Annotated in this window: 26 protein-coding genes; 22 read left to right on the top strand and 4 right to left on the bottom strand. The window is 51.2% G+C overall.

The genetic code is table 11. The annotated features are described in order from the left end of the window. Positions 1-32: 32 nt before the first annotated feature. The 14 genes from pspB (at position 33) to HV311_RS11340 (ending at position 13,722) form a co-directional block, all read left to right on the top strand. Entirely contained in the window at positions 33-257 is a 225-nt protein-coding gene (gene pspB / locus HV311_RS11275) for an envelope stress response membrane protein PspB (RefSeq protein ID WP_016153227.1), read from the top strand. Then, on the top strand, positions 257-616 hold the full coding sequence (gene pspC / locus HV311_RS11280) for an envelope stress response membrane protein PspC (RefSeq protein ID WP_181633660.1): 360 nt from the start codon (positions 257-259) through the stop codon (positions 614-616). Before pspB ends, pspC begins: the two co-directional genes overlap by 1 nt. 8 nt (positions 617-624) lie before the next feature. Beyond that, positions 625-855 carry a phage shock protein PspD gene (pspD, locus tag HV311_RS11285; RefSeq protein ID WP_191221100.1) on the top strand — a complete coding sequence of 77 codons (231 nt, stop codon included), beginning with the start codon at positions 625-627 and terminating at the stop codon, positions 853-855. Between the two features lie 164 nt (positions 856-1,019). After that, a complete protein-coding gene (locus HV311_RS11290) occupies positions 1,020-2,726 on the top strand; it encodes a sugar phosphorylase (protein ID WP_326928892.1) in 1,707 nt (568 codons plus the stop codon). Between the two features lie 16 nt (positions 2,727-2,742). Beyond that, positions 2,743-4,035: an ABC transporter substrate-binding protein gene (locus tag HV311_RS11295; RefSeq protein WP_019076863.1), complete on the top strand. Its 1,293-nt coding sequence runs from the start codon at positions 2,743-2,745 to the stop codon at positions 4,033-4,035. 20 nt (positions 4,036-4,055) lie between these two features. Next, positions 4,056-4,937, top strand: a complete 882-nt coding sequence (locus HV311_RS11300) for a carbohydrate ABC transporter permease (RefSeq protein WP_003840754.1) — start codon at positions 4,056-4,058, stop codon at positions 4,935-4,937. Continuing rightward, the gene (locus HV311_RS11305) at positions 4,924-5,766 is read left to right on the top strand and encodes a carbohydrate ABC transporter permease (RefSeq protein ID WP_003020474.1); all 843 of its coding nucleotides are present in this window, start codon (positions 4,924-4,926) and stop codon (positions 5,764-5,766) included. The genes HV311_RS11300 and HV311_RS11305 overlap by 14 nt, the downstream gene beginning before the upstream one ends. A 27-nt stretch (positions 5,767-5,793) precedes the next feature. Then, positions 5,794-6,846, top strand: coding sequence for a zinc-dependent alcohol dehydrogenase (locus HV311_RS11310; RefSeq protein WP_016153224.1), 1,053 nt, complete (start codon positions 5,794-5,796; stop codon positions 6,844-6,846). A gap of 16 nt (positions 6,847-6,862) precedes the next feature. After that, entirely contained in the window at positions 6,863-7,651 is a 789-nt protein-coding gene (locus HV311_RS11315) for a sugar phosphate isomerase/epimerase family protein (protein ID WP_191221102.1), read from the top strand. A gap of 10 nt (positions 7,652-7,661) precedes the next feature. Then, positions 7,662-8,717 carry a Gfo/Idh/MocA family protein gene (locus HV311_RS11320; RefSeq protein WP_016153222.1) on the top strand — a complete coding sequence of 352 codons (1,056 nt, stop codon included), beginning with the start codon at positions 7,662-7,664 and terminating at the stop codon, positions 8,715-8,717. Beyond that, entirely contained in the window at positions 8,714-10,990 is a 2,277-nt protein-coding gene (locus tag HV311_RS11325; RefSeq protein WP_191221103.1) for a glycoside hydrolase family 65 protein, read from the top strand. Before HV311_RS11320 ends, HV311_RS11325 begins: the two co-directional genes overlap by 4 nt. Then, positions 10,987-11,655 carry a beta-phosphoglucomutase gene (gene pgmB, locus HV311_RS11330; RefSeq protein ID WP_065554828.1) on the top strand — a complete coding sequence of 223 codons (669 nt, stop codon included), beginning with the start codon at positions 10,987-10,989 and terminating at the stop codon, positions 11,653-11,655. Before HV311_RS11325 ends, pgmB begins: the two co-directional genes overlap by 4 nt. A 10-nt stretch (positions 11,656-11,665) precedes the next feature. Next, positions 11,666-12,748, top strand: coding sequence for an ABC transporter ATP-binding protein (locus HV311_RS11335; RefSeq protein WP_016153219.1), 1,083 nt, complete (start codon positions 11,666-11,668; stop codon positions 12,746-12,748). Positions 12,749-12,816: 68 nt separating this feature from the next. Then, a complete protein-coding gene (locus tag HV311_RS11340; protein WP_016156630.1) occupies positions 12,817-13,722 on the top strand; it encodes an OmpG family monomeric porin in 906 nt (301 codons plus the stop codon). A 29-nt stretch (positions 13,723-13,751) separates the two neighbouring features. On the opposite strand, the gene HV311_RS11345 is transcribed toward HV311_RS11340, so the two are convergent. Beyond that, positions 13,752-14,762, bottom strand: a complete 1,011-nt coding sequence (locus HV311_RS11345) for a LacI family DNA-binding transcriptional regulator (protein WP_046274546.1) — start codon at positions 14,760-14,762, stop codon at positions 13,752-13,754. Between the two features lie 228 nt (positions 14,763-14,990). Between HV311_RS11345 and pspE the strand changes: the two genes are divergently transcribed. From pspE to tyrR, 4 genes are all read left to right on the top strand, one after another. Continuing rightward, positions 14,991-15,308: a thiosulfate sulfurtransferase PspE gene (gene pspE / locus HV311_RS11350; RefSeq protein ID WP_016153216.1), complete on the top strand. Its 318-nt coding sequence runs from the start codon at positions 14,991-14,993 to the stop codon at positions 15,306-15,308. Positions 15,309-15,450: 142 nt separating this feature from the next. Next, positions 15,451-16,848, top strand: a complete 1,398-nt coding sequence (locus HV311_RS11355) for a YcjX family protein (RefSeq protein WP_047418425.1) — start codon at positions 15,451-15,453, stop codon at positions 16,846-16,848. Next, entirely contained in the window at positions 16,845-17,906 is a 1,062-nt protein-coding gene (locus HV311_RS11360) for a YcjF family protein (RefSeq protein WP_016153214.1), read from the top strand. The genes HV311_RS11355 and HV311_RS11360 overlap by 4 nt, the downstream gene beginning before the upstream one ends. Positions 17,907-18,053: 147 nt before the next feature. After that, on the top strand, positions 18,054-19,598 hold the full coding sequence (gene tyrR, locus HV311_RS11365) for a transcriptional regulator TyrR (RefSeq protein ID WP_016153213.1): 1,545 nt from the start codon (positions 18,054-18,056) through the stop codon (positions 19,596-19,598). Positions 19,599-19,651: 53 nt separating this feature from the next. Here tyrR and tpx read toward each other — a convergent pair whose 3' ends face one another. Further along, positions 19,652-20,158 (bottom strand): thiol peroxidase, encoded by a 507-nt coding sequence (tpx, locus tag HV311_RS11370; protein ID WP_016153212.1) that lies wholly within the window; start codon positions 20,156-20,158, stop codon positions 19,652-19,654. Positions 20,159-20,273: 115 nt separating this feature from the next. Here tpx and ycjG point away from each other — a divergent pair, with 115 nt between their 5' ends. Beyond that, positions 20,274-21,239, top strand: coding sequence for an L-Ala-D/L-Glu epimerase (ycjG, locus tag HV311_RS11375; protein ID WP_016153211.1), 966 nt, complete (start codon positions 20,274-20,276; stop codon positions 21,237-21,239). On the opposite strand, the gene mpaA is transcribed toward ycjG, so the two are convergent. Continuing rightward, on the bottom strand, positions 21,214-21,942 hold the full coding sequence (mpaA, locus tag HV311_RS11380; RefSeq protein ID WP_016153210.1) for a murein tripeptide amidase MpaA: 729 nt from the start codon (positions 21,940-21,942) through the stop codon (positions 21,214-21,216). The genes ycjG and mpaA overlap by 26 nt on opposite strands. A gap of 184 nt (positions 21,943-22,126) precedes the next feature. Between mpaA and mppA the strand changes: the two genes are divergently transcribed. Continuing rightward, complete coding sequence (gene mppA / locus HV311_RS11385) at positions 22,127-23,740, top strand: murein tripeptide ABC transporter substrate-binding protein MppA (protein WP_016153209.1); 1,614 nt, start codon at positions 22,127-22,129, stop codon at positions 23,738-23,740. Between the two features lie 107 nt (positions 23,741-23,847). Here the strand turns inward: mppA and HV311_RS11390 are convergent, their stop codons facing one another. Continuing rightward, positions 23,848-24,618: a DeoR/GlpR family DNA-binding transcription regulator gene (locus HV311_RS11390; RefSeq protein WP_115190542.1), complete on the bottom strand. Its 771-nt coding sequence runs from the start codon at positions 24,616-24,618 to the stop codon at positions 23,848-23,850. Positions 24,619-24,747: 129 nt separating this feature from the next. Here HV311_RS11390 and HV311_RS11395 point away from each other — a divergent pair, with 129 nt between their 5' ends. Both HV311_RS11395 and HV311_RS11400 read left to right on the top strand, forming a co-directional pair. Continuing rightward, entirely contained in the window at positions 24,748-25,131 is a 384-nt protein-coding gene (locus HV311_RS11395) for a VOC family protein (protein WP_191221193.1), read from the top strand. A 215-nt stretch (positions 25,132-25,346) separates the two neighbouring features. Continuing rightward, positions 25,347-25,754, top strand: a complete 408-nt coding sequence (locus HV311_RS11400; RefSeq protein WP_172864449.1) for a cupin domain-containing protein — start codon at positions 25,347-25,349, stop codon at positions 25,752-25,754. The last annotated feature ends 12 nt before the right edge of the window (positions 25,755-25,766 follow it).

Here is a 25,766-nt window from a genome sequence, read left to right on the forward strand (position 1 = left end):
GCGCCGCCGCTCATCACCTGTAAGGAGTACTCATGAGCGCGCTATTTCTGGCTATCCCATTAACCATCTTTGTGCTGTTCGTTTTACCGATTTGGCTCTGGCTGCATTACAGCAACCGTTCCAGTCGTGGCGAACTGGCGCAAAGTGAACAGCAACGTCTGGTAGAACTCAACGATGACGCACAGCGGATGCGCGAGCGCATTCAGGCGCTGGAAGACATCCTTGATGCTGAACATCCAAACTGGAGGGACCGCTAATGGGAGGCGTTAATCTGAACAAAAAACTGTGGCGTATTCCGCAACAGGGCATGGTGAAGGGGGTTTGCGCAGGTATTGCGCATTACCTCGATGTGCCTGTGAAGCTGGTACGGATCCTGGTGGTGTTGTCCGTCTTTTTTGGTCTGGCCTTTTTCACCTTCGTCGCTTACATCGTGCTGACGTTTGTGTTGGACCCGATGCCGGACAATGTGGTTTCCGGTGAGCAGCAGCCATCAAGCGGCGAGCTGTTGGATGCCGTCGATCACGAGCTGGCGGCAAGTGAAAAGCGTTTGCGTGAAATGGAGCGTTATGTCACCTCTGATACCTTTTCATTGCGCAGCCGTTTCCGCCAATTGTGAGGATAGAAATGAACAATCGCTGGCAACGTGCCGGGCAAAGGGTTAAGCCGGGCTTTAAAATAGTAGGTAAGCTGGTGCTTTTAACTGCGCTTCGTTACGGCCCGGCGGGGGTAGCAGGGTGGGCGGTGAAGTCCGTCGCCCGACGCCCGCTTAAAATGCTGCTGGCGTTGGTCCTGGAGCCGGTTTTGAGTCGGGCAGCGGCAAAATTATCGAAACGCTATTCAGGTAATCAACGCTGATATCCGAATCAGCAAAAGCAAGCAACAATTAATCAACATTCCCTCTGTTAATTTGCGGCAGCTCACAAATACGATTTTTTGGCTGCCAAAATTCTTTTATTATCCCCCTCCTGGCCACCTCAGCCGATTGACAGCTTATTTCCCGCAGAGTAGTCTCTTGATTCATGGGACCGCTACCACGAGAATTGAAGGTGAACCAAAAAATCCAAAAATGCCTGGCAGAAGTTTATGGTGATACGTTTACTTCATGCCACTATGAAGCGCTGATTGCACGTTTAGAGAAATCACAGGGATTAATTAAAAAAATCCGTAAAGCGCATTGGGACGAGGGCGATGTAGTTCTTATTACCTACGCCGATCAATTCCACGGGGCAGGCAAAAAAACACTGCCGATGTTTAATCAATTTTATAATGAATGGCTTAAGTCGACATTTTCTCATGTGCATCTGTTGCCGTTTTATCCGTGGTCATCGGATGATGGTTTTTCCGTAATTAATTACCATCAGGTTGCTGAAGAAACCGGTGACTGGAATGATATTAAGCAATTGGGTAAATCCAGTCGACTGATGTTTGATTTTGTTTGTAACCATATGTCAGCGAAAAGCGAATGGTTTAATAACTATTTGCAACAGCTTGACGGTTATGAAGATTTCTTTATTGCGATGGATCCTGATACGGACCTGAGCAACGTAACGCGTCCACGCGCATTACCGTTACTGACGCCTTTTACGCTGAAAGATAACACCGTACGCTATTTATGGACGACGTTCAGCGACGACCAGATCGATCTCAACTATGCCAACCCGATAGTGTTACTTGCGATGGTCGATGTGCTATTGAGTTATCTTGAGCAGGGCGCCGATTATGTCCGCCTGGATGCGGTTGGCTTTATGTGGAAAGAGCCAGGAACGACCTGTATTCACCTGGAAAAAACGCATCAGCTTATCAAACTATTTCGCGCTATTGCTGACTGCGCGGCGCCTGGTACGGCGATTATTACTGAAACAAACGTTCCGCATAAGGATAATGTGTCCTACTACGGAAATGGCCGTGATGAAGCGCATATGGTGTACCAGTTCTCGTTACCGCCGCTGGTGCTGCATGCGGTACAACGCCAGGATACCTCAACCTTGTGCCAGTGGGCGCAATCACTGGAACTGCCGTCCAGTGAGACCACCTGGTTTAATTTCCTCGCATCGCATGACGGTATTGGTCTCAACCCATTACGTGGTTTGTTACCTGAAGACGAGATTGTGCGCCTGGTGACGGAATTACAACAGGAAGGCGCGCTGGTTAACTGGAAAAATAATCCTGATGGTAGTCGCAGTCCGTATGAAATTAACGTCACATATATGGACGCACTAACGCCAGGCAATTGTAGTGATGCCGAACGTTTTTCCCGTTTTATTCTCGCACATGCCATTTTGCTGAGTTTTCCGGGTGTACCTGCGGTTTACATTCAAAGCATTCTTGGGTCACGCAATGATTATAAAGGTGTCGAGGCGCTAGGTTATAACCGTGCGATCAACCGCAAAAAATATCAAATAAGCCAAATCGAAACGGAGCTGGCAGATGAAACCAGTTTGCGCCACGCTATTTATCATGAATTATCCCGATTAATTGTAATACGTCGTAGTAATAAAGCATTTCACCCTGATAGTGATTTTCAGATTAGCAGTGTTACACCGGCTGTAATGCAAATTAAACGTACGGCGGAAACAGGCGAAAAAATTACCGGATTATTTAATGTCAGCGGTCATACGCAAACCATTAGTATTGATGTTGAAAATGGATTTGATTTGATTAGCGGTAAAACTATTTCAGGTAAAGAATTAACGTTGAACGCCTGGCAGGTCATGTGGGTTAAGTAATAAAAAGGAACATTTCATGCTTAAAACTAAAATTGTGCTGATTTCAGCACTGGTTTCCTGCGCCCTGGTTTCCGGGTGTAAGGATGATAAAACGTCCTCTGTTGCGATTGAATTTATGCACTCTTCTGTTGAACAGGAGCGGCAGGCGGTTATTGCAAAACTGATTGAGCGTTTTGAAAAAGAGAACCCGGGGATCAGTGTCAAACAGGTTCCTGTAGAAGAAGATGCGTACAACACCAAGGTCATTACCCTGGCGCGGAGCGGTTCACTGCCTGAAGTCATTGAAACCAGCCATGACTACGCGAAAGTTATGGATAAAGAATCACTTATCGATCGTAAAGCCGTTGCGCAGGTCATCAACGCTGTAGGTGAAGGTACTTTTTATGATGGCGTGCTGCGTATTGTGCGCACTGAAGACGGTACCGCCTGGACCGGGGTTCCGGTTAGCGCCTGGATTGGCGGGATCTGGTATCGCAAAGATGTGCTGGCAAAAGCTGGGCTGGAAGAGCCAAAAGACTGGCAACAACTGCTGAGCGTGGCGCAGAAGCTAAACAATCCTGGTAGTAAGAAATATGGTATTGCGCTGCCCACGGCGGAAAGCGTTTTGACCGAACAGTCATTTTCCCAGTTCGCGCTCTCAAACCAGGCCAACGTTTTTGATGCGCAAGGAAAGATAACGCTCAACACACCTGAAATGGCGCAGGCGCTGCAGTATTACCGCCAATTGGCAATGAACACCATGCCGGGCTCAAACGACATCATGGAAGTCAAAGACGCGTTCATGAACGGCACGGCGCCGATGGCGATTTATTCCACCTATATCCTCCCGGCGGTGATTAAAGAGGGCGATCCTAAAAATGTGGGCTTTATGGTGCCGACGGAAAAAAACTCTGCTGTTTACGGCATGCTGACGTCGTTAACCATTACCGCGGGTCAAAAGTCTGAAGAGACAGAAGCGGCAGAGAAATTTGTCACCTTTATGGAGCAGGCTGACAACATCGCGGACTGGGTCATGATGTCGCCAGGGGCGGCGCTGCCGGTCAACAAAGCGGTGGTGAATACCCCGACGTGGAAAGATAACACGGTCATCAAAGCGCTGGGTGAATTACCCGATCAACTGATTGCCGAACTGCCGAATATCCAGGTGTTTGGCGCCGTCGGCGATAAGAACTTCACCCGCATGGGCGACGTCACAGGCTCCGGTGTTGTGAGCTCAATGGTGCACAACGTGACGGTAGGCAAAGCCGACCTCGTCACCACGATTGAAGCGAGCCAGAAAAAACTGGATGACCTCGTTGAACAGCGCTAATGGGGAAATGGAAAGCCGTGATGAATAAGTTCTTTTCAGGTCGATCTGATATGCCATTCGCCATGCTGCTGCTGGCGCCCAGCTTGCTGTTGCTGGGCGGTTTAGTGGCGTGGCCGATGATATCTAACATCGAAATCAGCTTTATGCGACTGCCGCTGAATCCGCAAATTGAGTCTACGTTTGTCGGGCTGAGCAACTATATCCGTATCTTATCCGATCCCGGATTCTGGCATTCGCTGTGGATGACGGTCTGGTATACCGCGCTGGTTGTGGCAGGAAGCACGGTACTGGGGCTGGGCGTAGCGATGTTTTTTAACCGTGAGTTTCGTCTGCGGAAAACGGCGCGCTCACTGGTCATCCTCTCTTACGTGACGCCATCAATTTCGCTGGTGTTTGCCTGGAAATACATGTTCAACAACGGCTACGGCATTGTGAACTACCTCGGCGTGGATCTGTTGCATCTCTACGATCAGGCGCCGCTGTGGTTCGACAATCCCGGCAGTAGCTTCGCGCTGGTCGTGCTGTTCGCCATCTGGCGCTACTTCCCGTATGCCTTTATCTCGTTTCTGGCGATTTTACAGACGATTGATAAATCGTTGTATGAGGCGGCAGAAATGGACGGCGCGAATGCCTGGCAACGGTTTCGTATCGTCACGCTGCCAGCGATTATGCCGGTGCTGGCAACCGTGGTCACGCTGCGCACGATCTGGATGTTTTACATGTTCGCCGATGTTTATCTGCTGACCACTAAAGTCGATATTCTCGGGGTCTATCTCTATAAAACAGCGTTTGCATTTAACGACTTAGGCAAAGCGGCCGCTATTTCTGTCGTCCTCTTCGTCATTATTTTCGCTGTTATCCTGCTGACCAGAAAACGGGTGAACCTCAATGGCAACAAATAAGCGCACACTTGGCCGCATCGGCTTTTACTGTGGATTAATTGTCTTCCTGGGCATCACGCTATTCCCATTTTTTGTGATGCTGATGACCTCATTTAAAAGCGCCAAAGAGGCGATCTCGCTACATCCGACGCTGTTACCGCAGCAATGGACGCTGGAACATTACATCGACATCTTCAACCCGATGATTTTCCCGTTTGTTGACTACTTCCGTAATAGCCTGGTGGTATCGGTCACTTCTTCGGTGGTGGCGGTGTTTCTCGGCGTGCTCGGAGCGTATGCGCTTTCCCGCCTGCGTTTTAAGGGGCGAATGACCATCAATGCCAGCTTTTACACGGTGTACATGTTTTCGGGGATCCTGCTGGTGGTGCCGCTATTCAAAATCATTACGGCACTTGGCATCTATGACACCGAAATGGCGTTGATTATCACCATGGTCACCCAGACGCTGCCGACCGCGGTGTTCATGTTGAAAAGCTACTTCGACACCATTCCGGATGAAATAGAAGAAGCCGCGATGATGGATGGATTGAACCGTCTGCAGATCATCTTTCGCATTACCGTGCCGTTGGCGATGTCCGGTCTGGTTTCGGTCTTTGTGTACTGCTTTATGGTGGCGTGGAATGACTATCTGTTTGCCTCGATTTTCCTCTCCAGCGCCAGCAATTTTACCTTACCGGTCGGTCTGAACGCGCTGTTCAGTACGCCTGACTATATCTGGGGACGCATGATGGCGGCATCGTTAGTCACCGCATTGCCGGTTGTCATTATGTATGCGCTTTCCGAACGTTTTATTAAAAGTGGTTTGACCGCAGGCGGCGTGAAAGGCTAAGCGGCCAGTTTAATTAAGGAGTTGTAAATGAAGAAGTTAGTTGCCACAGAACCGCGTGTTGCGGCGCTGGTGGAATATGAAGACAGAGCTGTATCCGCCAATGAAGTGAAAGTTCGCGTTCGCTTTGGTGCGCCAAAACATGGCACGGAAGTGGTCGATTTTCGCGCTGCCAGTCCGTTTATTGACGAAGATTTCAACGGCGAATGGCAAATGTTCATGCCGCGTCCGGAAGGGGCGCCGCGCGGGATTGAATTCGGCAAGTTCCAGCTTGGCAACATGGTGGTGGGCGATGTTATTGAGTGTGGCAGCGATGTGACCGAATACGCCGTTGGCGATTCAGTTTGCGGCTACGGCCCACTGGCAGAAACGGTTTTCTTTAATGCGGTAAACAACTACAAACTGCGCAAAATGCCGGAAGGTAGTTCGTGGAAAAATGCCGTGTGTTATGACCCGGCACAGTTCGCCATGAGTGGCGTGCGCGACGCCAATGTGCGTGTCGGCGACTTTGTTGTCATCGTCGGTTTAGGGGCGATTGGCCAGATTGCCGTCCAACTGGCTAAGAAAGCGGGAGCCTCGGTGGTCATTGGCGTGGATCCGATTGCTCATCGTTGCGATATCGCGCGTCGTCATGGCGCGGATTTCTGTCTGAATCCTATTGGCACCGATGTCGGCATGGAAATTAAGAAGCTGACCGGCAAGCAGGGCGCGGATGTGATTATCGAAACCAGCGGCTATGCGGATGCGTTGCAATCGGCGTTACGCGGTCTGGCCTATGGTGGAACCATCTCCTATGTCGCTTTCGCGAAACCTTTTGCTGAAGGCTTCAACCTGGGGCGTGAAGCGCACTTCAACAACGCCAAAATTGTCTTCTCGCGTGCCTGCAGTGAGCCAAATCCGGATTATCCGCGCTGGAGCCGCAAGCGTATTGAGGAGACCTGTTGGGAACTGTTGATGAACGGTTACCTGAACTGTGAAGAACTTATTGACCCGGTAGTGACATTTGCCAGCAGCCCGGAAAGCTATATGCAGTATGTCGATCGCCATCCGGAAAAGAGCATCAAAATGGGCGTGACGTTTTAATTAAGGAATGCAGAAGATGAAAATTGGAACACAGAACCAGGCTTTTTTTCCGGAAAATATTCTCGAGAAATTCCGTTACATCAAAGAGATGGGGTTTGACGGTTTTGAAATTGACGGCAAGCTGCTGGTTAACAACCTGGCAGAAGTGAAAGCAGCAATCAAAGAAACAGGCCTGCCCGTCACCACCGCCTGTGGAGGATATGACGGTTGGATCGGTGATTTTATCGAAGAGCGTCGTTTGAATGGCTTACAGCAGATTACCCGCATTCTCGAAGCGCTGGTCGAAGTCGGTGGGCAGGGCATTATTGTACCCGCTGCATGGGGCATGTTTACCTTCCGCTTACCGCCGATGACCTCTCCGCGCAGCCTGGCGGGCGATCGTAAAGCAGTAAGTGATTCATTGATTTATCTCGATAAAGTTGCCGAGCGTACGGGGACGGTAGTGTATCTGGAGCCGCTCAATCGCTATCAGGATCATATGATCAACACCCTGGCGGATGCCCGTCGCTATATCGTGGAAAACAACCTGAAGCATGTGCAAATCATTGGTGATTTTTACCATATGAATATCGAAGAAGACGATATGGCTCAGGCGCTGCATGACAATCGCGATCTGCTGGGACACGTCCATATTGCGGATAACCACCGTTATCAGCCGGGGAGCGGTACGCTGGATTTCACTGCGCTGTTTGACCAGTTGCGTGAAGATAATTATCAGGGTTACGTCGTGTACGAAGGGCGTGTACGGGCAGAGAACCTGCCGGAAGCGTACCGTCAGTCACTGGCCTGGCTGCGTACCTGCTAAGAGGATTTCTGTGAAAAGTGCACTGACAAGCTCTCCGCTACGCATCGCCATTATCGGCGCCGGGCAGGTGGCGGATAAAGTTCATGCTTCGTACTACTGCACCCGCAACGATCTGGAACTGGTGGCTGTCTGTGACAGCCGCCTGTCACAGGCGCAGGCGTTGGCAGAGAAATACGGCAATCCGCAGGTTTGGGACGATCCTCAGACGATGCTACGCGAGGCTAAGCCAGATATCGTCAGCATCTGTTCACCCAATCGTTTTCATTATGAACACACTATGTTGGCGCTGAACGCCGGATGCCATGTGATGTGTGAGAAACCTCCGGCGATGACGCCAGCCGAGGCGCTGGAAATGTGTAACACGGCGCGTCGAAGGGGGAAAGTTCTGGCTTATGATTTTCATCATCGTTTCGCACTGGATACGCAGCTGCTTCGTGAGCAGGTGATGGCCGGCGTGCTGGGTGAAATCTATGTCACCAATGTCCGCGCTTTGCGCCGCTGCGGCGTGCCCGGCTGGGGGGTATTTACCAACAAAGAACTGCAGGGCGGCGGGCCGCTGATTGATCTCGGCATCCATATGCTTGATGCCGCCATGTATGTGCTGGGGTTTCCGGCAGTAAAGCGCGTTAACGCACACAGTTATCAACGCATTGGCACGCGTAAAAACAGCGGCCAGTTTGGGAAATGGGATCCCGAGACGTATACCGTGGAGGATTCTCTGTTCGGGACGATTGAATTTCATAACGGCGGTATCCTGCGACTGGAAACCTCTTTCGCGCTGAATATCCCGGAACAATCGATTATGAACGTTAATTTCTGCGGCGATCTGGCAGGGGCGACGTTATTCCCGGCCCAGGTTTATACCGATCGTGAGGGTACGCTTGACGTACTGCTTCAGCGTGAAATGGCCGATGACAATCGACATTATCGCAGCATGGAAGCTTTTGTGAATCATGTCCAGGGCGAGCCTGTCACTATTGCTGACGCAGAGCAAGGCGTCGTTATTCAACAACTGGTTGCCGCACTGTATCAATCGGCTGAAACAGGGACCTACGTAGACTTATGACGAGGCCAGTAATGCTAACTGAACCGGCTTTTTGCCCACACAACCTGAATAAATATGCGTCACTCATGACGACCGGTAACGGTTATATGGGGATTCGCGCCAGCCACGAGGAAGCCTACACCTTACAAACTCGCGGCATGTACATTGCTGGACTGTATCACCGGGCAGGGAAAGGCGAGATTAATGAACTGGTTAATCTGCCTGATGTGGTGGGGGTGGAGATTTCACTCAATGGTGAGATTTTCTCGCTCACCAGCGGCGTTATCGAAAGCTGGCAACGTGAACTGGATTTTGCCAGTGGGGAATTACGCCGTGCGCTTACCTGGCGTGCGTCTGGCGGAGCGCGTTTTGCCATTGAGAGCCGGCGATTTGTCTCGGCACAAAAACTGCCGCTGTTTGCGATGGAAGTTGTCGTCACGCCACTGGATGGCGATGCCAGCATTGGTATCTCGACCGGAATTGACGCCACGATGACCAATCATGGTCGTCAGCATTTGGATGAAACGCAGGTCCGGGTCTTTGGCCAGCATCTTATGCAAGGGATTTACACCACCCAGGACAACCGCAATGATATCGCTATCACCACGTATTGCGATGTAGACGGTGCAGCGCAGCGCTGCTTCACCGCGAAAGAACGTCGGCTGTTACAACACAACAGCGTGCAGGCGAAAGCCGGACAGCGCGTCACGCTGACAAAAATTAGCTGGGTAGACTGGGCGAGTGAACGCAGCCTGTCGCTTGAGACCTGGGGACGCCAGTCGCTGCGCAACCTGGAAGTATGCGCGCAGCAAGGCTATGACGTTCTGCTTGCTGAGTCGGCTGCTAACTGGCATGCCTGGTGGCAAAATCGTCGCGTTCAGGTCACCAGCACTGATGCCAGCGATCAGCGAGCGCTGGACTATGCGCTCTATCATCTGCGTGTGATGACTCCTGACCACGATGAGCGCAGCAGTATTGCGGCCAAAGGTCTGACGGGGGAAGGGTATAAAGGCCACATATTCTGGGATACCGAGGTCTTTCTGTTACCGTTTCATCTCTTTACCGAGCCGAAAACCGCGAGAAGTTTGTTGCGTTACCGCTGGCATAATCTGTCGGGGGCGCGTGAGAAAGCCCGCCGTAACGGTTGGCAGGGAGCGCTTTTCCCTTGGGAAAGCGCTCGCAGCGGTGATGAGGAAACGCCTGAATTTGCGGCGATCAACATCCGTACCGGACTGCGTCAGAAAGTGGCCTCCGCGCAGGCTGAACATCACCTCGTGGCGGATATTGCCTGGGCGGTAATCAATTACTGGCATGCTTCAGGGGATCTAAACTTCATGTCCCGTGAGGGAATGACGTTGCTGCTGGAAACGGCGAAGTTCTGGATCAGCAGGGCGGTCATGGTTAATGATCGTTTAGAGATCCACGATGTGATTGGCCCGGATGAATACACTGAGCATGTGAACAACAACGCGTTCACCAACTACATGGCCTGGTACAACGTGGAACAGGCGCTGGGTTTTGCCCGTCGGTTGGGCTGCGGTGATGAGACGTTTATTCACCGCGCAGAGTATTTTTTACAGCATCTCTGGCGACCGGAAGTTCAGCCCGATGGCGTGCTACCTCAGGACGATACCTTCCTGAGCAAACCGGCTATCGATCTGTCACAGTACAAAGCCAAAGCGGGCAAGCAGACGATTTTGCTCGATTACTCCCGTGCAGAAGTCAATGAGATGCAAATTCTCAAACAGGCCGATGTGGTGATGCTGACCTACATGCTACCGGAGCAATTTTGCCCGCAAACCTGTCTGGCAAACCTGCGCTTTTACGAGCCGCGCACAATTCATGACTCCTCGTTGAGTAAAGCGATCCACGGGATTGTGGCAGCGCGTTGCGGTGATCCGGCACAGGGCTATCGGTTCTGGCGTGAAGGATCGCTTATCGATCTCGGGGAGGACCCACATAGCTGCGATGACGGCATTCATGCTGCGGCAACGGGCGCCATCTGGCTGGGTGCAATCCAGGGTTTTGCCGGCGTGAATATTCGCCACGGGGAGTTACACCTTGCTCCTGCCTTACCGACTCATTGGCAAACGCTGTCTTTCCCGCTGCGCTGGCAGGGCATCGATATGCAGGTAATCATTAATGCGGCTGAAATCCGTATTAACAGCACTGAGCAGATTGTCCTTTGGGTCAATGGTGAAAAGGTCTCCGTGCAGGGGGAAACCGTAATCCGCAATGACGCCATTATTTCGCCCACTTATGGGACCGCTACCACAGAAAGGGGCGATGAATGATACTCAAACCACAGGCCATCATTTTTGATTTGGATGGCGTGATTACCGATACCGCGCATCTGCATTTTCTGGCCTGGCGGCAGGTAGCCGATGAAATAGGGATTGTGATCGACGAAGTATTTAATGACAGCCTGAAAGGGATTAGTCGCGGCGAATCACTACAGCGTATTTTGCACCATGGTGGGAAGGCGGGGGCGTTTTCTCCCGAGGCCTGCGCACAATTGGCCGAGAGAAAAAACAGACTGTATGTCCATTCTTTGCGCCAGCTGACGGTTAACTCGGTATTACCGGGAATACGTGAGCTGTTGATGACGTTGCGGGAAGAACGGATTCCGGTGGGGTTGGCCTCTGTGTCCCGCAATGCCCCGGCTATTTTACAAGCGCTTAATCTTAGCTCTTGCTTTGATTTTTGTGCGGATGCGGCATTGCTCACCCGCTCGAAACCGGATCCGGAAATTTTCCTGGCAGCCTGCGCGGGTCTTGGCGTTGACCCGCAACAATGTATTGGCATAGAAGATGCACAAGCGGGAATTGATGCAATCAACGCCTGCGGCATGCTTTCTGTCGGCATCGGTAAAGGGCTGAATGGGGCAGACTTGCTGCTTCCGGCAACCGAATTTCTGACGTGGCCGTGCTTATCGGCTTTCTGGCAACACGACAAGTAAAGGATTCAACATGGCACAGCTTTCGTTGCAACACATTCAAAAAATTTACGACAACCAGGTACACGTCGTTAAAGACTTCAATCTGGAAATTGAAGATAAAGAGTTTATTGTTTTTGTTGGACCTTCCGGCTGCGGGAAGTCAACTACGTTACGCATGATCGCCGGTCTGGAGGAGATCAGCGGCGGCGATCTGCTGATTGACGGTAAACGGATGAACGATGTGCCGGCGAAATCACGCAACATTGCGATGGTTTTTCAGAACTACGCGTTGTACCCACACATGACAGTCTATGACAACATGGCGTTTGGTCTGAAAATGCAGAAAATAGCGCCTGCTGTGATTGAGGAGCGCGTCAACTGGGCGGCGCAGATCCTTGGCCTGCGCGATTATCTGCAGCGTAAACCCGGCGCGTTATCCGGTGGTCAGCGTCAGCGTGTGGCGCTGGGGCGTGCGATTGTACGTGAAGCGGGGGTCTTCCTGATGGATGAACCCTTATCGAATCTTGATGCCAAACTTCGCGTTCAGATGCGGGCTGAAATTAGCAAACTGCATCAGAAACTCAATACCACCATGATCTATGTTACCCACGACCAAACCGAAGCCATGACTATGGCGACGCGTATTGTGATTATGAAGGATGGCATTGTTCAGCAGGTTGGTGCGCCGAAAACGGTTTATAACCACCCGGCTAATATGTTTGTCGCCGGATTTATTGGCTCACCGGCCATGAACTTTATTCGTGGCGCGATTGATGGTGATAAGTTTGTTACTGAAACACTGAAATTAACGATTCCACAAAATAAATTAGCACAATTAAAAGCGCAGGGTTATGAACATCAGGCGGTCACTCTGGGAATTCGTCCTGAAGATATACACCCGCAGCTTAATAATGAAAATAGTATATCGGCAAAAATTAGCGTTGCAGAATTAACCGGCGCTGAATTTATGCTTTATACCATTGTTGGGGGGCATGAGTTGGTGGTCCGTGCTGGGGCAGTGAATGATTATCATGCAGGAGAAAATATCACTATTCATTTTGATATGGCGAAATGCCATTTCTTTGATGCTGAAACTGAAGTGGCTATTCAATAAAATTCCGGGGGGATAAATCCCCCCCAAGCCTTGGGGCATTTTTGCGAGTATTTTAACAAGGAATAATAATGAAAACCCTACTGTCCGCTACTGCGCTGATTATGAGCGCAGGAATGGCCTGCGCGCAGGCTGCTGAAAATAATGACTGGCACTTTAATATTGGTGCTATGTACGAAATAGAAAACGTTGAAGGTCAGGGCGAAGATATGGATGGACTGGCTGAGCCGTCCGTCTATTTCAACGCCTCTAATGGGCCGTGGAAAATATCGCTGGCTTATTATCAGGAAGGACCGGTTGATTACAGCGAAGGTAAGCGTGGTACCTGGTTTGATCGTCCGGAACTGGAAATTCGCTATCAATTTCTGGAAAGTGAGGATGTTAATTTCGGTTTGACCGGTGGCTTCCGTAATTACGGTTATCACTATGTCAATGAACCAGGAAACGACACCGCTAATATGCAGCGTTGGAAAGTTCAGCCGGACTGGGATGTTAAACTGACCGACGACCTGCGCTTTAGCGGTTGGCTGTCGATGTATCAATTCGTTAATGATTTGAATACTACTGGCTACTCCGATAGTCGTGTCGAAAGCGAGACCGGTCTGAATTACAGGTTTAACGAAACGGTGGGCTTAACGGTCAACTATTACCTTGAGCGCGGCTTTAATCTGGCTGATTCGCGCAATAATGGTGAGTTCTCAACCCAGGAAATTCGTGCATATTTACCGTTGTCTTTAGGCAATACCACCCTGACGCCGTATACCCGTCTGGGGCTTGATCGCTGGTCAAACTGGGACTGGCGAGATGATCCGGAACGTGAAGGCCATAATTTCAATCGTCTCGGTTTACTGTATGCATATGATTTCCAGAATGGTTTATCAATGTCACTGGAGTATGCCTATGAGTGGGAAGATCACGACGAAGGCGAAAGCGACAGATTCCATTATGCTGGTATAGGCGTGAACTACGCCTTCTAAAATATACTGGGGCATTTATGCCCCAGTTTTTACACCAGTGAGTCGGCCAGCGATATTTGTGTGCTCACCGTGATATTTTGTAATCCTTTCTCGCCCGCAATCAGGTTAAATAATAAATTACAGCTTTGTTCACCCAACTGCTGGGTAGGCACATCAATTCCCCCAGGAACGGGCGTGAGCATAAAAGACAACAGCTCATTACTGTAGCCCACAACGGCAAGTTGTTGTGGGATGATTATATTTTTCTCAGCCGCCACGCGATATAAGCTCATTAATTTCAAGCTGTCGGTGGCAAATACGGCGTCGGGTAACGGCTGCTGACTCAGTAATTTTCGTGAAGCAAGCAGGGCTGTTTCATGAGTATAGCCCCCGTCAACAATCCATTCATCGCGCATTTTAATATTATGCGCCTGAAGGCTGGCTTTATATCCGTTAACGCGATCGATAGAAACATGAACATCAAGCGGCGCGTGCAAACAGGCTATATTACGGTGTCCACTCTCAATCAGCGCATCAGTTAGCGTAATGCTGTCGCGATAATTATCGGTGTCTACAGAATAGACATTGGCGTAGTCGCCTTCAACCTTTCCAATAACCACGACCGGTACGTTGTATTTATCCAGCCTTGCAAAAAAAGATTCATCGGCGGGAGAGCTCAGCATAATGATACCTTTGATCAATTTCTGCTTAATTTTGCTCTCACATTTTTGTAAATCATCTTCAGTGCTTCGCGAAGTCTGTAATATGACATCAAAACCGACCTCTTCAGCCTTGGCAGTAATAGCATGCAGCACTTCAGAGAAAAACGGATTACCGGCGGTTGTTTTTGCTGAACGGGTAGATATCACCATTATTGCATCAAACCCGGAAGAGGTGAGTGCGCGAGCAAGTTTATTGGGCTGATACTGTAACTCATCAATAGCACGCAGCACTTTTTCAAGCGCTTCCGGCGAGATATTGGTTTGCTTATTAAGCACGCGCGACACCGTGGATTTTGATACGCCAGCGGCTCGTGCAATATCATAAATGGTAGGAGACATAGATCCCAAGCTCCGTCCGAGAGTCAATGGCGAACATATTATGGAGTTAATTGGCGAATGACAACAATATCGGAATGCGGGCAGAAAAATCAAAAAACTAACCGCAGTATGCGCAACCAGAGGAAGTCTCGTCCACGGGTGCAGAGGGTGATAATGCGATCGCAATATTTTCTTAAGAACTGGCGTATAGTGTGTTGGTTAAATCCAACTATCAGTCAGGAAGATATTATGTTGAAAAAAGGCGTATTAGCGTTGGCACTGGTCATCGGCATGCCGGTTTTTGCAGCCGAGCACTGGATTGATGTTCGCGTTCCTGAACAGTATCAACAGCAGCATATTCAGGGAGCGGTCAACATTCCATTAAAAGAGATGAAGGCGCGGATCGCTGCTGAAGTTCCTGATAAGACCGACACTGTGAAGCTGTACTGCAACTCCGGGCGTCAATCGGGGCAGGCGAAGGATATGTTGACGGAAATGGGCTACACGCAGGTGACCAACGAAGGTGGCATCAATCAGATAGCGCTTCCTAAAGTAGAGAATCAATAAACCGCCCGCATTCCTTCTGCTCCAGGCGGTAAGAATAATGCCGCCTGTTACAGCTCAGGTAGTTGATAAGTAAGAATTGACCCCTATCTTTACTTCCTGTTTGTTATAATTTCTTCGGTTCCTTCAGCAAAACGGGATGGCGATGAAGCGACTTAAAAATGAACTCAATTCGCTGGTTAATCGCGGCGTAGACCGGCATTTGCGCCTGGCTGTCACCGGACTTAGCCGTAGCGGTAAGACGGCGTTTATCACCGCGATGGTAAACCAGTTACTCAATATTCATGGCGGTGCGCGTCTGCCGTTGCTCAGTTGCGTGCGCGAAGAGCGTCTGCTCGGCGTTAAACGGGTTCCACAACGCGATTTTGGTATTCCGCGCTTTACCTATGATGAGGGACTGGCGCAGCTGTATGGCTCACCGCCGACCTGGCCGACACCTACGCGCGGTGTGAGTGAAATACGCCTCGCGCTGCGCTACAAATCCAATGATTCTTTACTGCGCCACTTTAAAGACACCTCCACGCTGTACCTGGAAATCGTCGATTATCCGGGGGAGTGGCTGCTCGATTTACCGATGCTGGCCCAGGATTATCTCAGCTGGTCGCGGCAAATGACCGGATTATTACAGGGACAGCGGGGCGAATGGTCGGCAAGATGGCGGCAGTTATGCCAGGGGTTGGATCCGCTGGCGCCTGCTGATGAAAACCGTCTGGCGGAAATCGCTGCCGCCTGGACGGAGTATCTGCACCAGTGCAAGCAGCAGGGACTGCATTTTATTCAGCCGGGCCGTTTTGTTCTGCCTGGAGATATGGCGGGCGCGCCTGCGCTGCAGTTCTTCCCGTGGCCGGACGTTGATGCCTGGGGGGAATCGAAGCTGGCGCAGGCAGACAAACACACCAATGCGGGCATGCTACGCGACAGGTTTAATTATTACTGTGAAAAAGTCGTGAAGGGATTTTATAAGAATCACTTCCTGCGCTTTGACCGTCAGATTGTGCTGGTCGATTGTCTGCAACCGCTCAACAGCGGGCCACAGGCGTTTAACGACATGCGTCTGGCACTCACCCAACTGATGCAAAGCTTCCATTACGGACAGCGCACGCTGTTTCGTCGGCTGTTTTCCCCGGTGATCGACAAACTGCTGTTTGCCGCCACCAAAGCCGACCACGTCACGGTCGATCAGCACGCCAATATGGTGTCGTTATTGCAGCAGTTGATCCAGGACGCCTGGCAAAACGCTGCGTTCGAAGGTATCAGCATGGATTGTCTGGGACTGGCATCAGTACAGGCAACCACCAGCGGCCTGATCGATGTGAAAGGCGAAAAGATCCCGGCGCTGCGTGGTCATCGTCTGAGCGATGGTGAACCGCTAACCGTTTATCCGGGGGAAGTGCCCGCGCGTTTACCTGGACAAGCATTCTGGGACAGTCAGGGCTTTCAGTTTGAGGCGTTTCGCCCGCAGGTTATGGATGTCGATAAACCCTTACCGCATATTCGTCTTGATGCCGCGATGGAGTTTTTAATAGGAGATAAATTGCGATGAGCGAGCCGTTAAAACCGCGTATCGATTTCTCAGGTCCGCTGGACGTGGAACAAAACGCGGCGTTTAAAGCGCAGCAGATGTTCAACGAAACAGAGGCGCAGACTTTTTCTCCGGCGACAGTGGATGAACCTCTGCAAGACGAGGGTCAGGCAGAAGCCGTCATTGATGCGGCCCTACGCCCCAAACGCAGTTTGTGGCGCAAAATGGTAATGGGTGGGTTGGCGCTGTTTGGCGCGAGCGTTGTCGCTCAGGGCGTACAATGGACCATGAACGCCTGGCAGACTCAGGACTGGGTTGCGCTGGGAGGATGTGCCGCTGGCGCATTGATTATCGGCGCAGGTGTCGGATCGGTTGCGACCGAGTGGCGTCGGCTATGGCGTTTGCGCCAGCGTGCGCACGAGCGCGATGAAGCGCGTGATCTGCTCCACAGCCATGGAACCGGAAAAGGTCGTGCATTTTGTGAAAAGCTGGCGCAGCAGGCGGGTATCGATCAGTCCCATCCGGCGCTACAGCGCTGGTATGCCTCAATTCATGAAACGCAGAACGATCGCGAAGTCGTCAGCCTGTATGCCCATCTTGTGCAGCCGGTGCTGGACGCGCAGGCCCGACGTGAGATTAGCCGTTCAGCGGCGGAGTCCACGCTGATGATTGCCGTCAGTCCGCTGGCATTGGTGGATATGGCGTTTATTGCCTGGCGAAACCTGCGGCTGATTAATCGCATCGCATCGCTGTATGGCATTGAACTCGGTTATTACAGCCGCCTGCGTTTGTTCCGCCTGGTGCTGCTAAATATCGCTTTTGCCGGGGCCAGTGAGCTGGTGCGGGAAGTGGGAATGGACTGGATGTCGCAGGATTTAGCCGCTCGCTTATCGACGCGTGCCGCGCAGGGTATTGGCGCGGGATTATTAACGGCGCGTCTGGGTATTAAAGCCATGGAACTTTGCCGACCGCTGCCGTGGATCGATGATGATAAGCCACGACTGGGCGATTTTCGCCGTCAACTGATTGGTCAGGTGAAAGAAACCTTACAAAAGAACAAATCTCCGCGCGAAAGTTAGCTAAAAATTGGGCGCCAGTCGTTTAACTTTACGTCCCGGCGCCTGATTTTCCAGCGAGCTGTCAATATTTGTTGACAGAGTTCTTCCTGCAAACCCAATACTGTCTTATCATTTAATACATAATCCCTTGTCCAGGTGAAGGTTCTTATGCGTTTGGAAGTCTTTTGTGAAGACCGACTTGGTCTGACCCGCGAATTGCTCGATTTACTGGTGCTGAGAAGCATTGATTTACGCGGTATCGAGATTGACCCCATCGGGCGGATTTACCTCAATTTTGCGGAACTGGAGTTCACCAACTTCAGTAGTCTGATGGCTGAAATCCGCCGTATTTCAGGGGTTACGGATGTGCGTACCGTGCCCTGGATGCCTTCCGAACGAGAACATCTTGCGTTGAGTGCGCTGCTTGAGGCGTTACCAGAACCGGTCCTTTCTCTGGATATGAAAAGCAAAATCGAGATGGCGAACCCTGCGAGCTGTCAGCTTTTCGCGCACACTCAGGATCGGATGCGCAATCATACCGCCGCCCAGTTAATCAATGGGTTTAACTTCCAGCGCTGGCTCGAAAGCAATCCGCAGGATTCTCATAGCGAGCATGTCGTAATTAACGGACAGAACTTCCTGATGGAGATTACGCCTGTCCATTTGCAGGGTGAAAATCAGGAGCAGATGCTGACCGGTGCTGTTGTCATGCTGCGCTCCACCATCCGGATGGGGCGTCAGCTGCAAAATATGACTACGCAGGATCTGAGCGCGTTTAGCCAGATTATTGCCGTCAGCGCCAAAATGAAACACGTAGTGGAACAGGCGCGTAAGTTGGCGACACTGAGTGCGCCGCTGCTGATTACCGGTAATACCGGCACCGGCAAAGATCTCTTTGCCCATGCCTGCCACCTGGCAAGCCCGCGTGCGTCGAAGCCGTATCTGGCGCTGAACTGCGCGTCAATTCCTGAAGATGCGGTCGAAAGCGAGTTGTTTGGCCATGCCCCCGAAGGCAAAAAAGGCTTCTTTGAGCAGGCGAATGGCGGCTCGGTTCTGTTAGATGAAATTGGTGAAATGTCGCCGCGTATGCAGACCAAATTGCTGCGTTTTCTCAATGACGGCACGTTCCGCCGCGTGGGAGAAGATCACGAAGTTCATGTTGATGTCCGCGTGATTTGCGCGACGCAAAAGAACCTTGTGGAAATGGTGCAGAAAGGGCTTTTCCGTGAAGATCTCTATTATCGTCTGAATGTACTGACGCTAAATCTGCCGCCGCTACGCGATTGCCCGCAGGATATTATGCCGCTTACCGAACTGTTTGTGGCGCGCTTCGCCGACGAGCAGGGCGTGCCGCGTCCGAAGTTGTCTGCCGATCTCAGCACGGTGTTAACCCGCTATGGTTGGCCGGGCAACGTGCGTCAGCTTAAAAATGCCATCTACCGGGCGCTGACCCAGCTTGAAGGCTATGAGCTGCGGCCGCAGGATATTTTACTGCCGGATTACGATGCGGCAACGGTTGCGGTCGGAGAAGAGGTGATGGAAGGATCGCTGGATGAAATTACCAGCCGCTTTGAACGCTCTGTGCTGACGCAGCTTTATATGAATTATCCCAGCACGCGCAAACTGGCCAAACGCCTTGGCGTTTCGCACACCGCGATTGCCAACAAATTGCGTGAATACGGCCTGAGCCAGCAGAAAAAAAGCGAAGAGTAACACGGTAAATGAAAATGCCTCCCTGCGGAGGCATTTTTGTATGCAGACGTGGCTTAAGCTTTCAGTACGTCCAGCGCAGCAGTGTAGTCTGGCTCGTTGGTGATTTCATTGACCAGTTGGCTGAAAACGACGTTGTCATTTTCATCAATAACGACCACGGCACGTGCGGCCAGACCTTTCAGTGGGCCTTCAGCGATTTCTACGCCGTAGTTTTTCAGAAATTCTGCGTTGCGCAGGGTGGACAGCGTGATAACGTTGCTCAGACCTTCCGCGCCGCAAAAACGTGAATGGGCGAATGGCAGGTCGGCCGAAATGCACAGTACGACGGTATTGTCGATTTCTGTCGCCAGTTGGTTAAACTTACGTACCGATGCCGCACAAACGCCGGTATCGATGCTTGGGAAAATATTCAGCACTTTGCGCTTGCCTGCGAACTGGCCCAGCGTAACGTCAGACAGATCTTTAGCCACAAGGGTAAAAGCCTGAGCTTTGCTTCCAGCCTGAGGAATTGAGCCGGCAACTGTAACCGGGTTGCCCTGGAAATGAACGGTTTGTGACATGGTTATCTTCCTGTTTACATATAGTTAACGTCGAGGCTAGTTTATGCCATCAGCAGTTAACACGGCAAACGCTATTTGCGGATATCCGCTTCAGGGACTGCATTAAGGAAAGCAAATGAGAACAGTTAAGGTATATGAGGAAGCCTGGCCGCTGCACACTCCCTTTGTTATTGCCCGTGGGAGCAGAACCGAAGCTCATGTGGTGGTGGTTGAAGTGGCAGAAAACGGCGTCACGGGTATCGGCGAGTGCACACCGTATCCGCGCTATGGTGAAAGCGATGCCTCAGTGCTGGCGCAAATTATGAGCATTGCCCCACAACTGGAAAATGGACTGACGCGTGAAGAGCTGCAAAAGCTGCTGCCAGCGGGAGCCGCACGTAATGCTGTGGACTGCGCGTTGTGGGATCTGAGTGCGCGTCAACAGCAACTGTCACTGGCAGAGTTGGTGGGAAGTGAACTGGCGGAAGTGGTGACGACGGCGCAAACAGTGGTAATTGGCACGCCGGAACAAATGGCGGTGAGTGCGGCTGCACTGTGGGAAAATGGCGCGAAACTGCTAAAAGTTAAACTGGATGCGCGCTTGATTAGCGAGCGGATGGTTGCTATTCGTGCAGCAGTCCCTGATGCCACGATTATTGTCGACGCCAATGAATCCTGGCGGGCAGAAGGTCTGGCGGCACGCTGCCAGCTTCTGGCTGATTTAGGGGTGGCGATGCTGGAGCAGCCGCTGCCAGCGCAGGACGATGCCGCGTTGGAAAATTTTGTGCATCCGCTGCCGATCTGCGCAGATGAAAGCTGCCACACCCGCAGCAGCCTGAAAGCGCTGCACGGGCGCTATGAAATGGTCAATATCAAACTGGATAAAACAGGCGGCCTGACGGAGGCGCTGGCGCTGGCAACCGAAGCCCGCGAGCAGGGATTTGCGCTAATGCTGGGCTGCATGTTGTGTACTTCCCGGGCGATTGGCGCGGCGTTACCCCTTACGCCGCAGGTTAACTTTGCCGATCTTGATGGCCCTACCTGGCTTGCCAGCGACGCGGAGCCGGCCCTGCATTTTACGACCGGACAACTTCATCTCTAGGGTGCCAGCGCAGGAGATTGGACATGGCCAGCAGGTATTTCTCGCTCGCTTCATCTGAAGAGATGGGCGGAAATTCGGCGGTTATACAGTGTAAGTTCAGGTCTGCGCACCAGCTTCCAAATGAGCCGGGCGTTTCATAACCTACGCTGGTGACGAGAGGTAATTCAAACGACTGCGCCAGCCACGCGCCTAATTCGCTGCGCCTGGGATCTTCAATACAGGCCAGCGGATCGTGAAAAGAGACCACCCACGCAGGATGAATTCGGTGAATAAGCTGGCACAGCGCCTGGGTTTCTGGTTCTGAGCCCGGATTTTCGCCGGTCAACAACACCACATCGCGTTCTTCTGCGCTGCTGTTCCAGCGATACACCGTTTCACCCGCTTTCCAGTTGGCAGCGGGAAAGTTACGGTTTAGATCCACTCCGTTCGCATTTGCGCGCAGCCCGAGCTGGCAACCGTCAGGGTTAACCGCCAGCACCACATGGTGACGACGTAGGGAAGGATTAAGCGTACGCAATGCGCAGGAAAGGGTGACAACCGATGCGTTTTCGTCGCCGTGCGTTCCTGCCAGTATCAGACCGCTTTCACGATCGGCCGCCATTGCGGGAAACCAGATTAGCGGCGCGCCTAATAATGAACGTCCGTAATGTTCGGTTCCAGGTGGGAATGCGCCGCGCTCGGCACGGGGTCGGGTAACGGTCATAGTCATCTCTGAATGCGTGGATTGTTACTCGCAGTGTTGTGCAAAATGTATGGATAATCAAATCGTTTTCACACACTTATCTTTTCAGATGTAATATTATTTCCTTGTCGAAAGTTAATTGCATTTCCTGCTGGCGATACAAATAATTACACATTCACTTAGTAGCCGGAATTGAGGGTATTTTATGCAGCATTCTGTTTCAGTAACCTGTTGTGCGCTATTGGTAAGCAGCATTTCATTATCCTGGGCTGCTGATGTTCCCAGCGGAACGGTACTGGCAGAAAAACAAGAACTGGTGCGTCATATCAAAGACGAACCGGCGTCATTGGATCCGGCAAAGGCCGTCGGGCTTCCTGAAATTCAGGTTATTCGTGATTTATTTGAAGGGCTGGTCAACCAGAATGAGAAGGGCGAGATTGTGCCCGGTGTTGCCACTCAGTGGAAAAGCAACGATAACCGTATCTGGACGTTTACGCTGCGCGACAATGCGCAATGGGCAGATGGTACGCCGGTAACGGCGCAGGATTTTGTCTATAGCTGGCAGCGTCTGGTTGACCCGAAAACGCTGTCGCCGTTTGCCTGGTTTGCTGCGCTGGCGGGTATTAACAACGCACAGGCGATCATCGATGGAAAAGCCTCGCCAGATAAGCTCGGCGTTAGCGCGATCGATGCGCGTACATTGAAGGTCCAACTTGATAAACCGCTGCCATGGTTTGCCAATCTGACGGCGAGTTTTGCTTTCTATCCGGTACAAAAAGCTAATGTTGAGAGCGGTAAAGATTGGACCAAACCGGGTAATCTAATTGGTAACGGCGCTTATGTGCTCAAAGATCGCGTGGTGAACGAAAAACTGGACGTTGTGCCGAACACGCATTATTGGGACAACGCCAAAACGGTGCTGCAAAAAGTCACCTTCCTGCCTATTAACCAGGAATCAGCAGCGACCAAGCGCTATCTTGCTGGTGATATCGATATTACCGAGTCGTTCCCGAAAAACATGTATCAGAAACTGTTGAAGGACATCCCGGGCCAGGTTTATACCCCGCCGCAGCTTGGCACTTACTACTATGCCTTTAATACCCAGAAGGGACCGACTGCCGACTCACGCGTGCGCCTGGCGCTCAGCATGACTATCGATCGTCGCCTGATGGCGGAGAAAGTTCTGGGTACCGGCGAAAAGCCCGCATGGCATTTTACGCCGGATGTAACGGCAGGGTTTGTGCCGGAACCTTCACCGTTTGAGCAAATGAGTCAGGAAGAGCTGAACGCGCAGGCGAAAACGCTGCTGCGTGCGGCGGGCTATGGTCCACAGAAACCACTTAAACTGACGCTGCTGTATAACACCTCTGAAAATCATCAGAAGATTGCTATTGCTGTCGCGTCTATGTGGAAGAAAAATCTCGGCGTTGACGTGAAACTGCAAAACCAGGAGTGGAAAACTTATATCGATAGCCGCAATACCGGTAATTTTGATGTGATCCGCGCCTCGTGGGTGGGCGATTACAATGAGCCATCTACGTTCCTGTCGCTATTAACATCAACCCATACGGGCAATATCTCCCGCTTTAATAATCCGGCGTACGATAAAGTGTTGACCCAGGCAACCCTGGAGAATACGCAGAAAGCACGCAATGCTGATTATAACGCTGCGGAGAACATTCTGATGGAACAGGCTCCCATTGCGCCGATTTATCAGTACACCAACGGGCGTTTAATTAAACCGTGGCTGAAAGGGTATCCGATTACTAACCCTGAAGATGTGGCTTATAGCCGCACAATGTATATTGTGAAGCACTGATATCGCTGGCCTGTTCGGGACGTTGCATTGGCGATTTCCCGAACAGACAAGGCTGTAGGGGAGGTGGGTCATGAAAGCAATGGAAAAGTATCACCCAATAGAATGGGTTACACTGTATAAATACGAATGTCGTGCGCCTGAAACGCCGTGGCATACTCTTTGCTGATATTTTCCTCGACGACAATTACATTGATATTGCTGCTTTCGGTAACGACATAACGGGCGACGGCCGGGATCTTTTCAGCCGTCAGCGCGACAATAGTTTCATTACACTGTTTGATCACCGCTTTTTTGAACTCACAATCCGCGTAATCAAATCCGGTTAAGCCGGATTCTGGCGACATCGCGCAGCCGCCAATAAATCCCTGATCGAATAAAATGCCCTGCACCTGCGAGATAGCGGTGGCACCCACGCACCCTCCAGAAGATCGTTGCACCGCGCCGCCCAGCATAATGACGTCAAACAGTGGTTTTTTTAGTAAAACGGCGGCAATCTCCGGGGAATTTGTTACCACGGTTAACGCCAGCTCGGCGGGTAGGGCTTCAGCCATCGCCAGATTAGTGCTGCCTGTGTCGATAAAAATGCAGCTTCCGGATTTGACCATCCGGGCGCATCTCTGCGCGATATTGCTCTTTTTCGCCACATTAATACTCTTGCGCACGGTGATGTCTTCGGATTCAGGGAGTGCAATGACCGCGCCGCCATAGACTTTTTTACACACGCCATCTTTACTCAGTTCATGCAGGTCGCGGCGGATTGTATGTTCCGAAACGCCTAACCTGCTGGCGAGTTCGGAACAGATGACTCTGCCGTTTTCCTGCAGGATCTGATAGATAAGCGCCTGGCGCTGTTCAGGGAATGCTGCGTAATCGAGCATCAATACTCCAGTGAAATAAACATCGAGCAATAACAAGCATAATTGTGCATTATGGTTCTCGATGTCAACATCCCTTTAGGGAACCTATTGTTTGGATACAACAAGAAGAGGTTAGCTATGAAGTTAGCTATGAAGGTTGCGCATGTGGCGTTATGGACACGGGATCTTGAGCAACAAGCTCAATTCTGGGGCACGTTTTTTGACGCAAAGATCAACGAAAAATACTGCAGTAAAACCAATCCTGGATTTGAATCCTATTTTGTCAAAATTGGTGAGGATATCGCGATTGAGTTAATGACTAAGCCTGGACTGACAAAACATGCTCCCGACAATAACACCTCAGGCTGGGTGCATCTCGCCATTTCAGTTGGCGGCAGTGAAAACGTTGATGCCATGGCGATGCATGCAAAAGAACAGGGGATATTAGTTTCTGACCCGCGCACCACCGGTGATGGCTATTACGAAGCGGTGATACGCGATCCTGACGGCAATTTGATTGAAATTGTGGCCTAAGGCTTCACGCCATCTCCAGTAAAAATGTTGTACCTGTTACCGACTATTGATGAGCATGATTCATAAGGTTGTCCTTCTTTTCACCTCTAATCACCCGCCTGTCGAGTCTCTATAATTTTTATAGTTTTCAGCATCGGTGGCGCGTGCTGCCACCGTTTTGGAGAGTCTAAATGCAAAATCAACGGAATACCGTCTCCAGCGCCGGCGCGGAGATTATGAATCAACAATTTGATGGTAACAGCGTCTTTCCTCGCGGAGAGAAAAATGAAGCGTATGCGAAATATTTCACTGGCGACAGCTATCTGACCATGCTCTCCATGGAAGGCGTGGTCATTGGTAACGTAGCATTTGAGCCGGGCTGTCGTAACTTCTGGCATATCCATCATCAAGGGGGACAAATCTTGCTGGTGACCGGCGGCAGAGGCTGGTATCAGGCGTGGAATCAACCGGCGCGCGAACTGAAAACTGGTGATGTCGTACACATCCCGGCGGGAATGAAACACTGGCACGGTGCTGCGCGTGATAGCTGGTTTGCCCATATCGCTGTGGAAATCCCGGCAGCTGGCGCATCGAACGAGTGGCTTGAACCGGTAAGCGACACTGAGTACAACCTGCTCCCCTGAGCTGTGCGGGGC

The sequence above is a fragment of the Citrobacter sp. RHBSTW-00881 genome, from assembly GCF_013728515.1.
Classification (GTDB): Bacteria; Pseudomonadota; Gammaproteobacteria; order Enterobacterales; family Enterobacteriaceae; genus Citrobacter; species Citrobacter braakii.

Bases quoted from the DNA above. Each gene is read 5' to 3' on its own strand.
- pspB (WP_016153227.1), top strand. From the start codon at position 33: ATGAGCGCGCTATTTCTGGCTATCCCATTAACCATCTTTGTGCTGTTC.
- pspC (WP_181633660.1), top strand. From the start codon at position 257: ATGGGAGGCGTTAATCTGAACAAAAAACTGTGGCGTATTCCGCAACAG.
- pspD (WP_191221100.1), top strand. From the start codon at position 625: ATGAACAATCGCTGGCAACGTGCCGGGCAAAGGGTTAAGCCGGGCTTT.
- HV311_RS11290 (WP_326928892.1), top strand. From the start codon at position 1,020: ATGGGACCGCTACCACGAGAATTGAAGGTGAACCAAAAAATCCAAAAA.
- HV311_RS11295 (WP_019076863.1), top strand. From the start codon at position 2,743: ATGCTTAAAACTAAAATTGTGCTGATTTCAGCACTGGTTTCCTGCGCC.
- HV311_RS11300 (WP_003840754.1), top strand. From the start codon at position 4,056: ATGAATAAGTTCTTTTCAGGTCGATCTGATATGCCATTCGCCATGCTG.
- HV311_RS11305 (WP_003020474.1), top strand. From the start codon at position 4,924: ATGGCAACAAATAAGCGCACACTTGGCCGCATCGGCTTTTACTGTGGA.
- HV311_RS11310 (WP_016153224.1), top strand. From the start codon at position 5,794: ATGAAGAAGTTAGTTGCCACAGAACCGCGTGTTGCGGCGCTGGTGGAA.
- HV311_RS11315 (WP_191221102.1), top strand. From the start codon at position 6,863: ATGAAAATTGGAACACAGAACCAGGCTTTTTTTCCGGAAAATATTCTC.
- HV311_RS11325 (WP_191221103.1), top strand. From the start codon at position 8,714: ATGACGAGGCCAGTAATGCTAACTGAACCGGCTTTTTGCCCACACAAC.
- pgmB (WP_065554828.1), top strand. From the start codon at position 10,987: ATGATACTCAAACCACAGGCCATCATTTTTGATTTGGATGGCGTGATT.
- HV311_RS11335 (WP_016153219.1), top strand. From the start codon at position 11,666: ATGGCACAGCTTTCGTTGCAACACATTCAAAAAATTTACGACAACCAG.
- HV311_RS11340 (WP_016156630.1), top strand. From the start codon at position 12,817: ATGAAAACCCTACTGTCCGCTACTGCGCTGATTATGAGCGCAGGAATG.
- HV311_RS11345 (WP_046274546.1), bottom strand. From the start codon at position 14,762: ATGTCTCCTACCATTTATGATATTGCACGAGCCGCTGGCGTATCAAAA.
- pspE (WP_016153216.1), top strand. From the start codon at position 14,991: ATGTTGAAAAAAGGCGTATTAGCGTTGGCACTGGTCATCGGCATGCCG.
- HV311_RS11355 (WP_047418425.1), top strand. From the start codon at position 15,451: ATGAAGCGACTTAAAAATGAACTCAATTCGCTGGTTAATCGCGGCGTA.
- HV311_RS11360 (WP_016153214.1), top strand. From the start codon at position 16,845: ATGAGCGAGCCGTTAAAACCGCGTATCGATTTCTCAGGTCCGCTGGAC.
- tyrR (WP_016153213.1), top strand. From the start codon at position 18,054: ATGCGTTTGGAAGTCTTTTGTGAAGACCGACTTGGTCTGACCCGCGAA.
- tpx (WP_016153212.1), bottom strand. From the start codon at position 20,158: ATGTCACAAACCGTTCATTTCCAGGGCAACCCGGTTACAGTTGCCGGC.
- ycjG (WP_016153211.1), top strand. From the start codon at position 20,274: ATGAGAACAGTTAAGGTATATGAGGAAGCCTGGCCGCTGCACACTCCC.
- mpaA (WP_016153210.1), bottom strand. From the start codon at position 21,942: ATGACCGTTACCCGACCCCGTGCCGAGCGCGGCGCATTCCCACCTGGA.
- mppA (WP_016153209.1), top strand. From the start codon at position 22,127: ATGCAGCATTCTGTTTCAGTAACCTGTTGTGCGCTATTGGTAAGCAGC.
- HV311_RS11390 (WP_115190542.1), bottom strand. From the start codon at position 24,618: ATGCTCGATTACGCAGCATTCCCTGAACAGCGCCAGGCGCTTATCTAT.
- HV311_RS11395 (WP_191221193.1), top strand. From the start codon at position 24,748: ATGAAGGTTGCGCATGTGGCGTTATGGACACGGGATCTTGAGCAACAA.
- HV311_RS11400 (WP_172864449.1), top strand. From the start codon at position 25,347: ATGAATCAACAATTTGATGGTAACAGCGTCTTTCCTCGCGGAGAGAAA.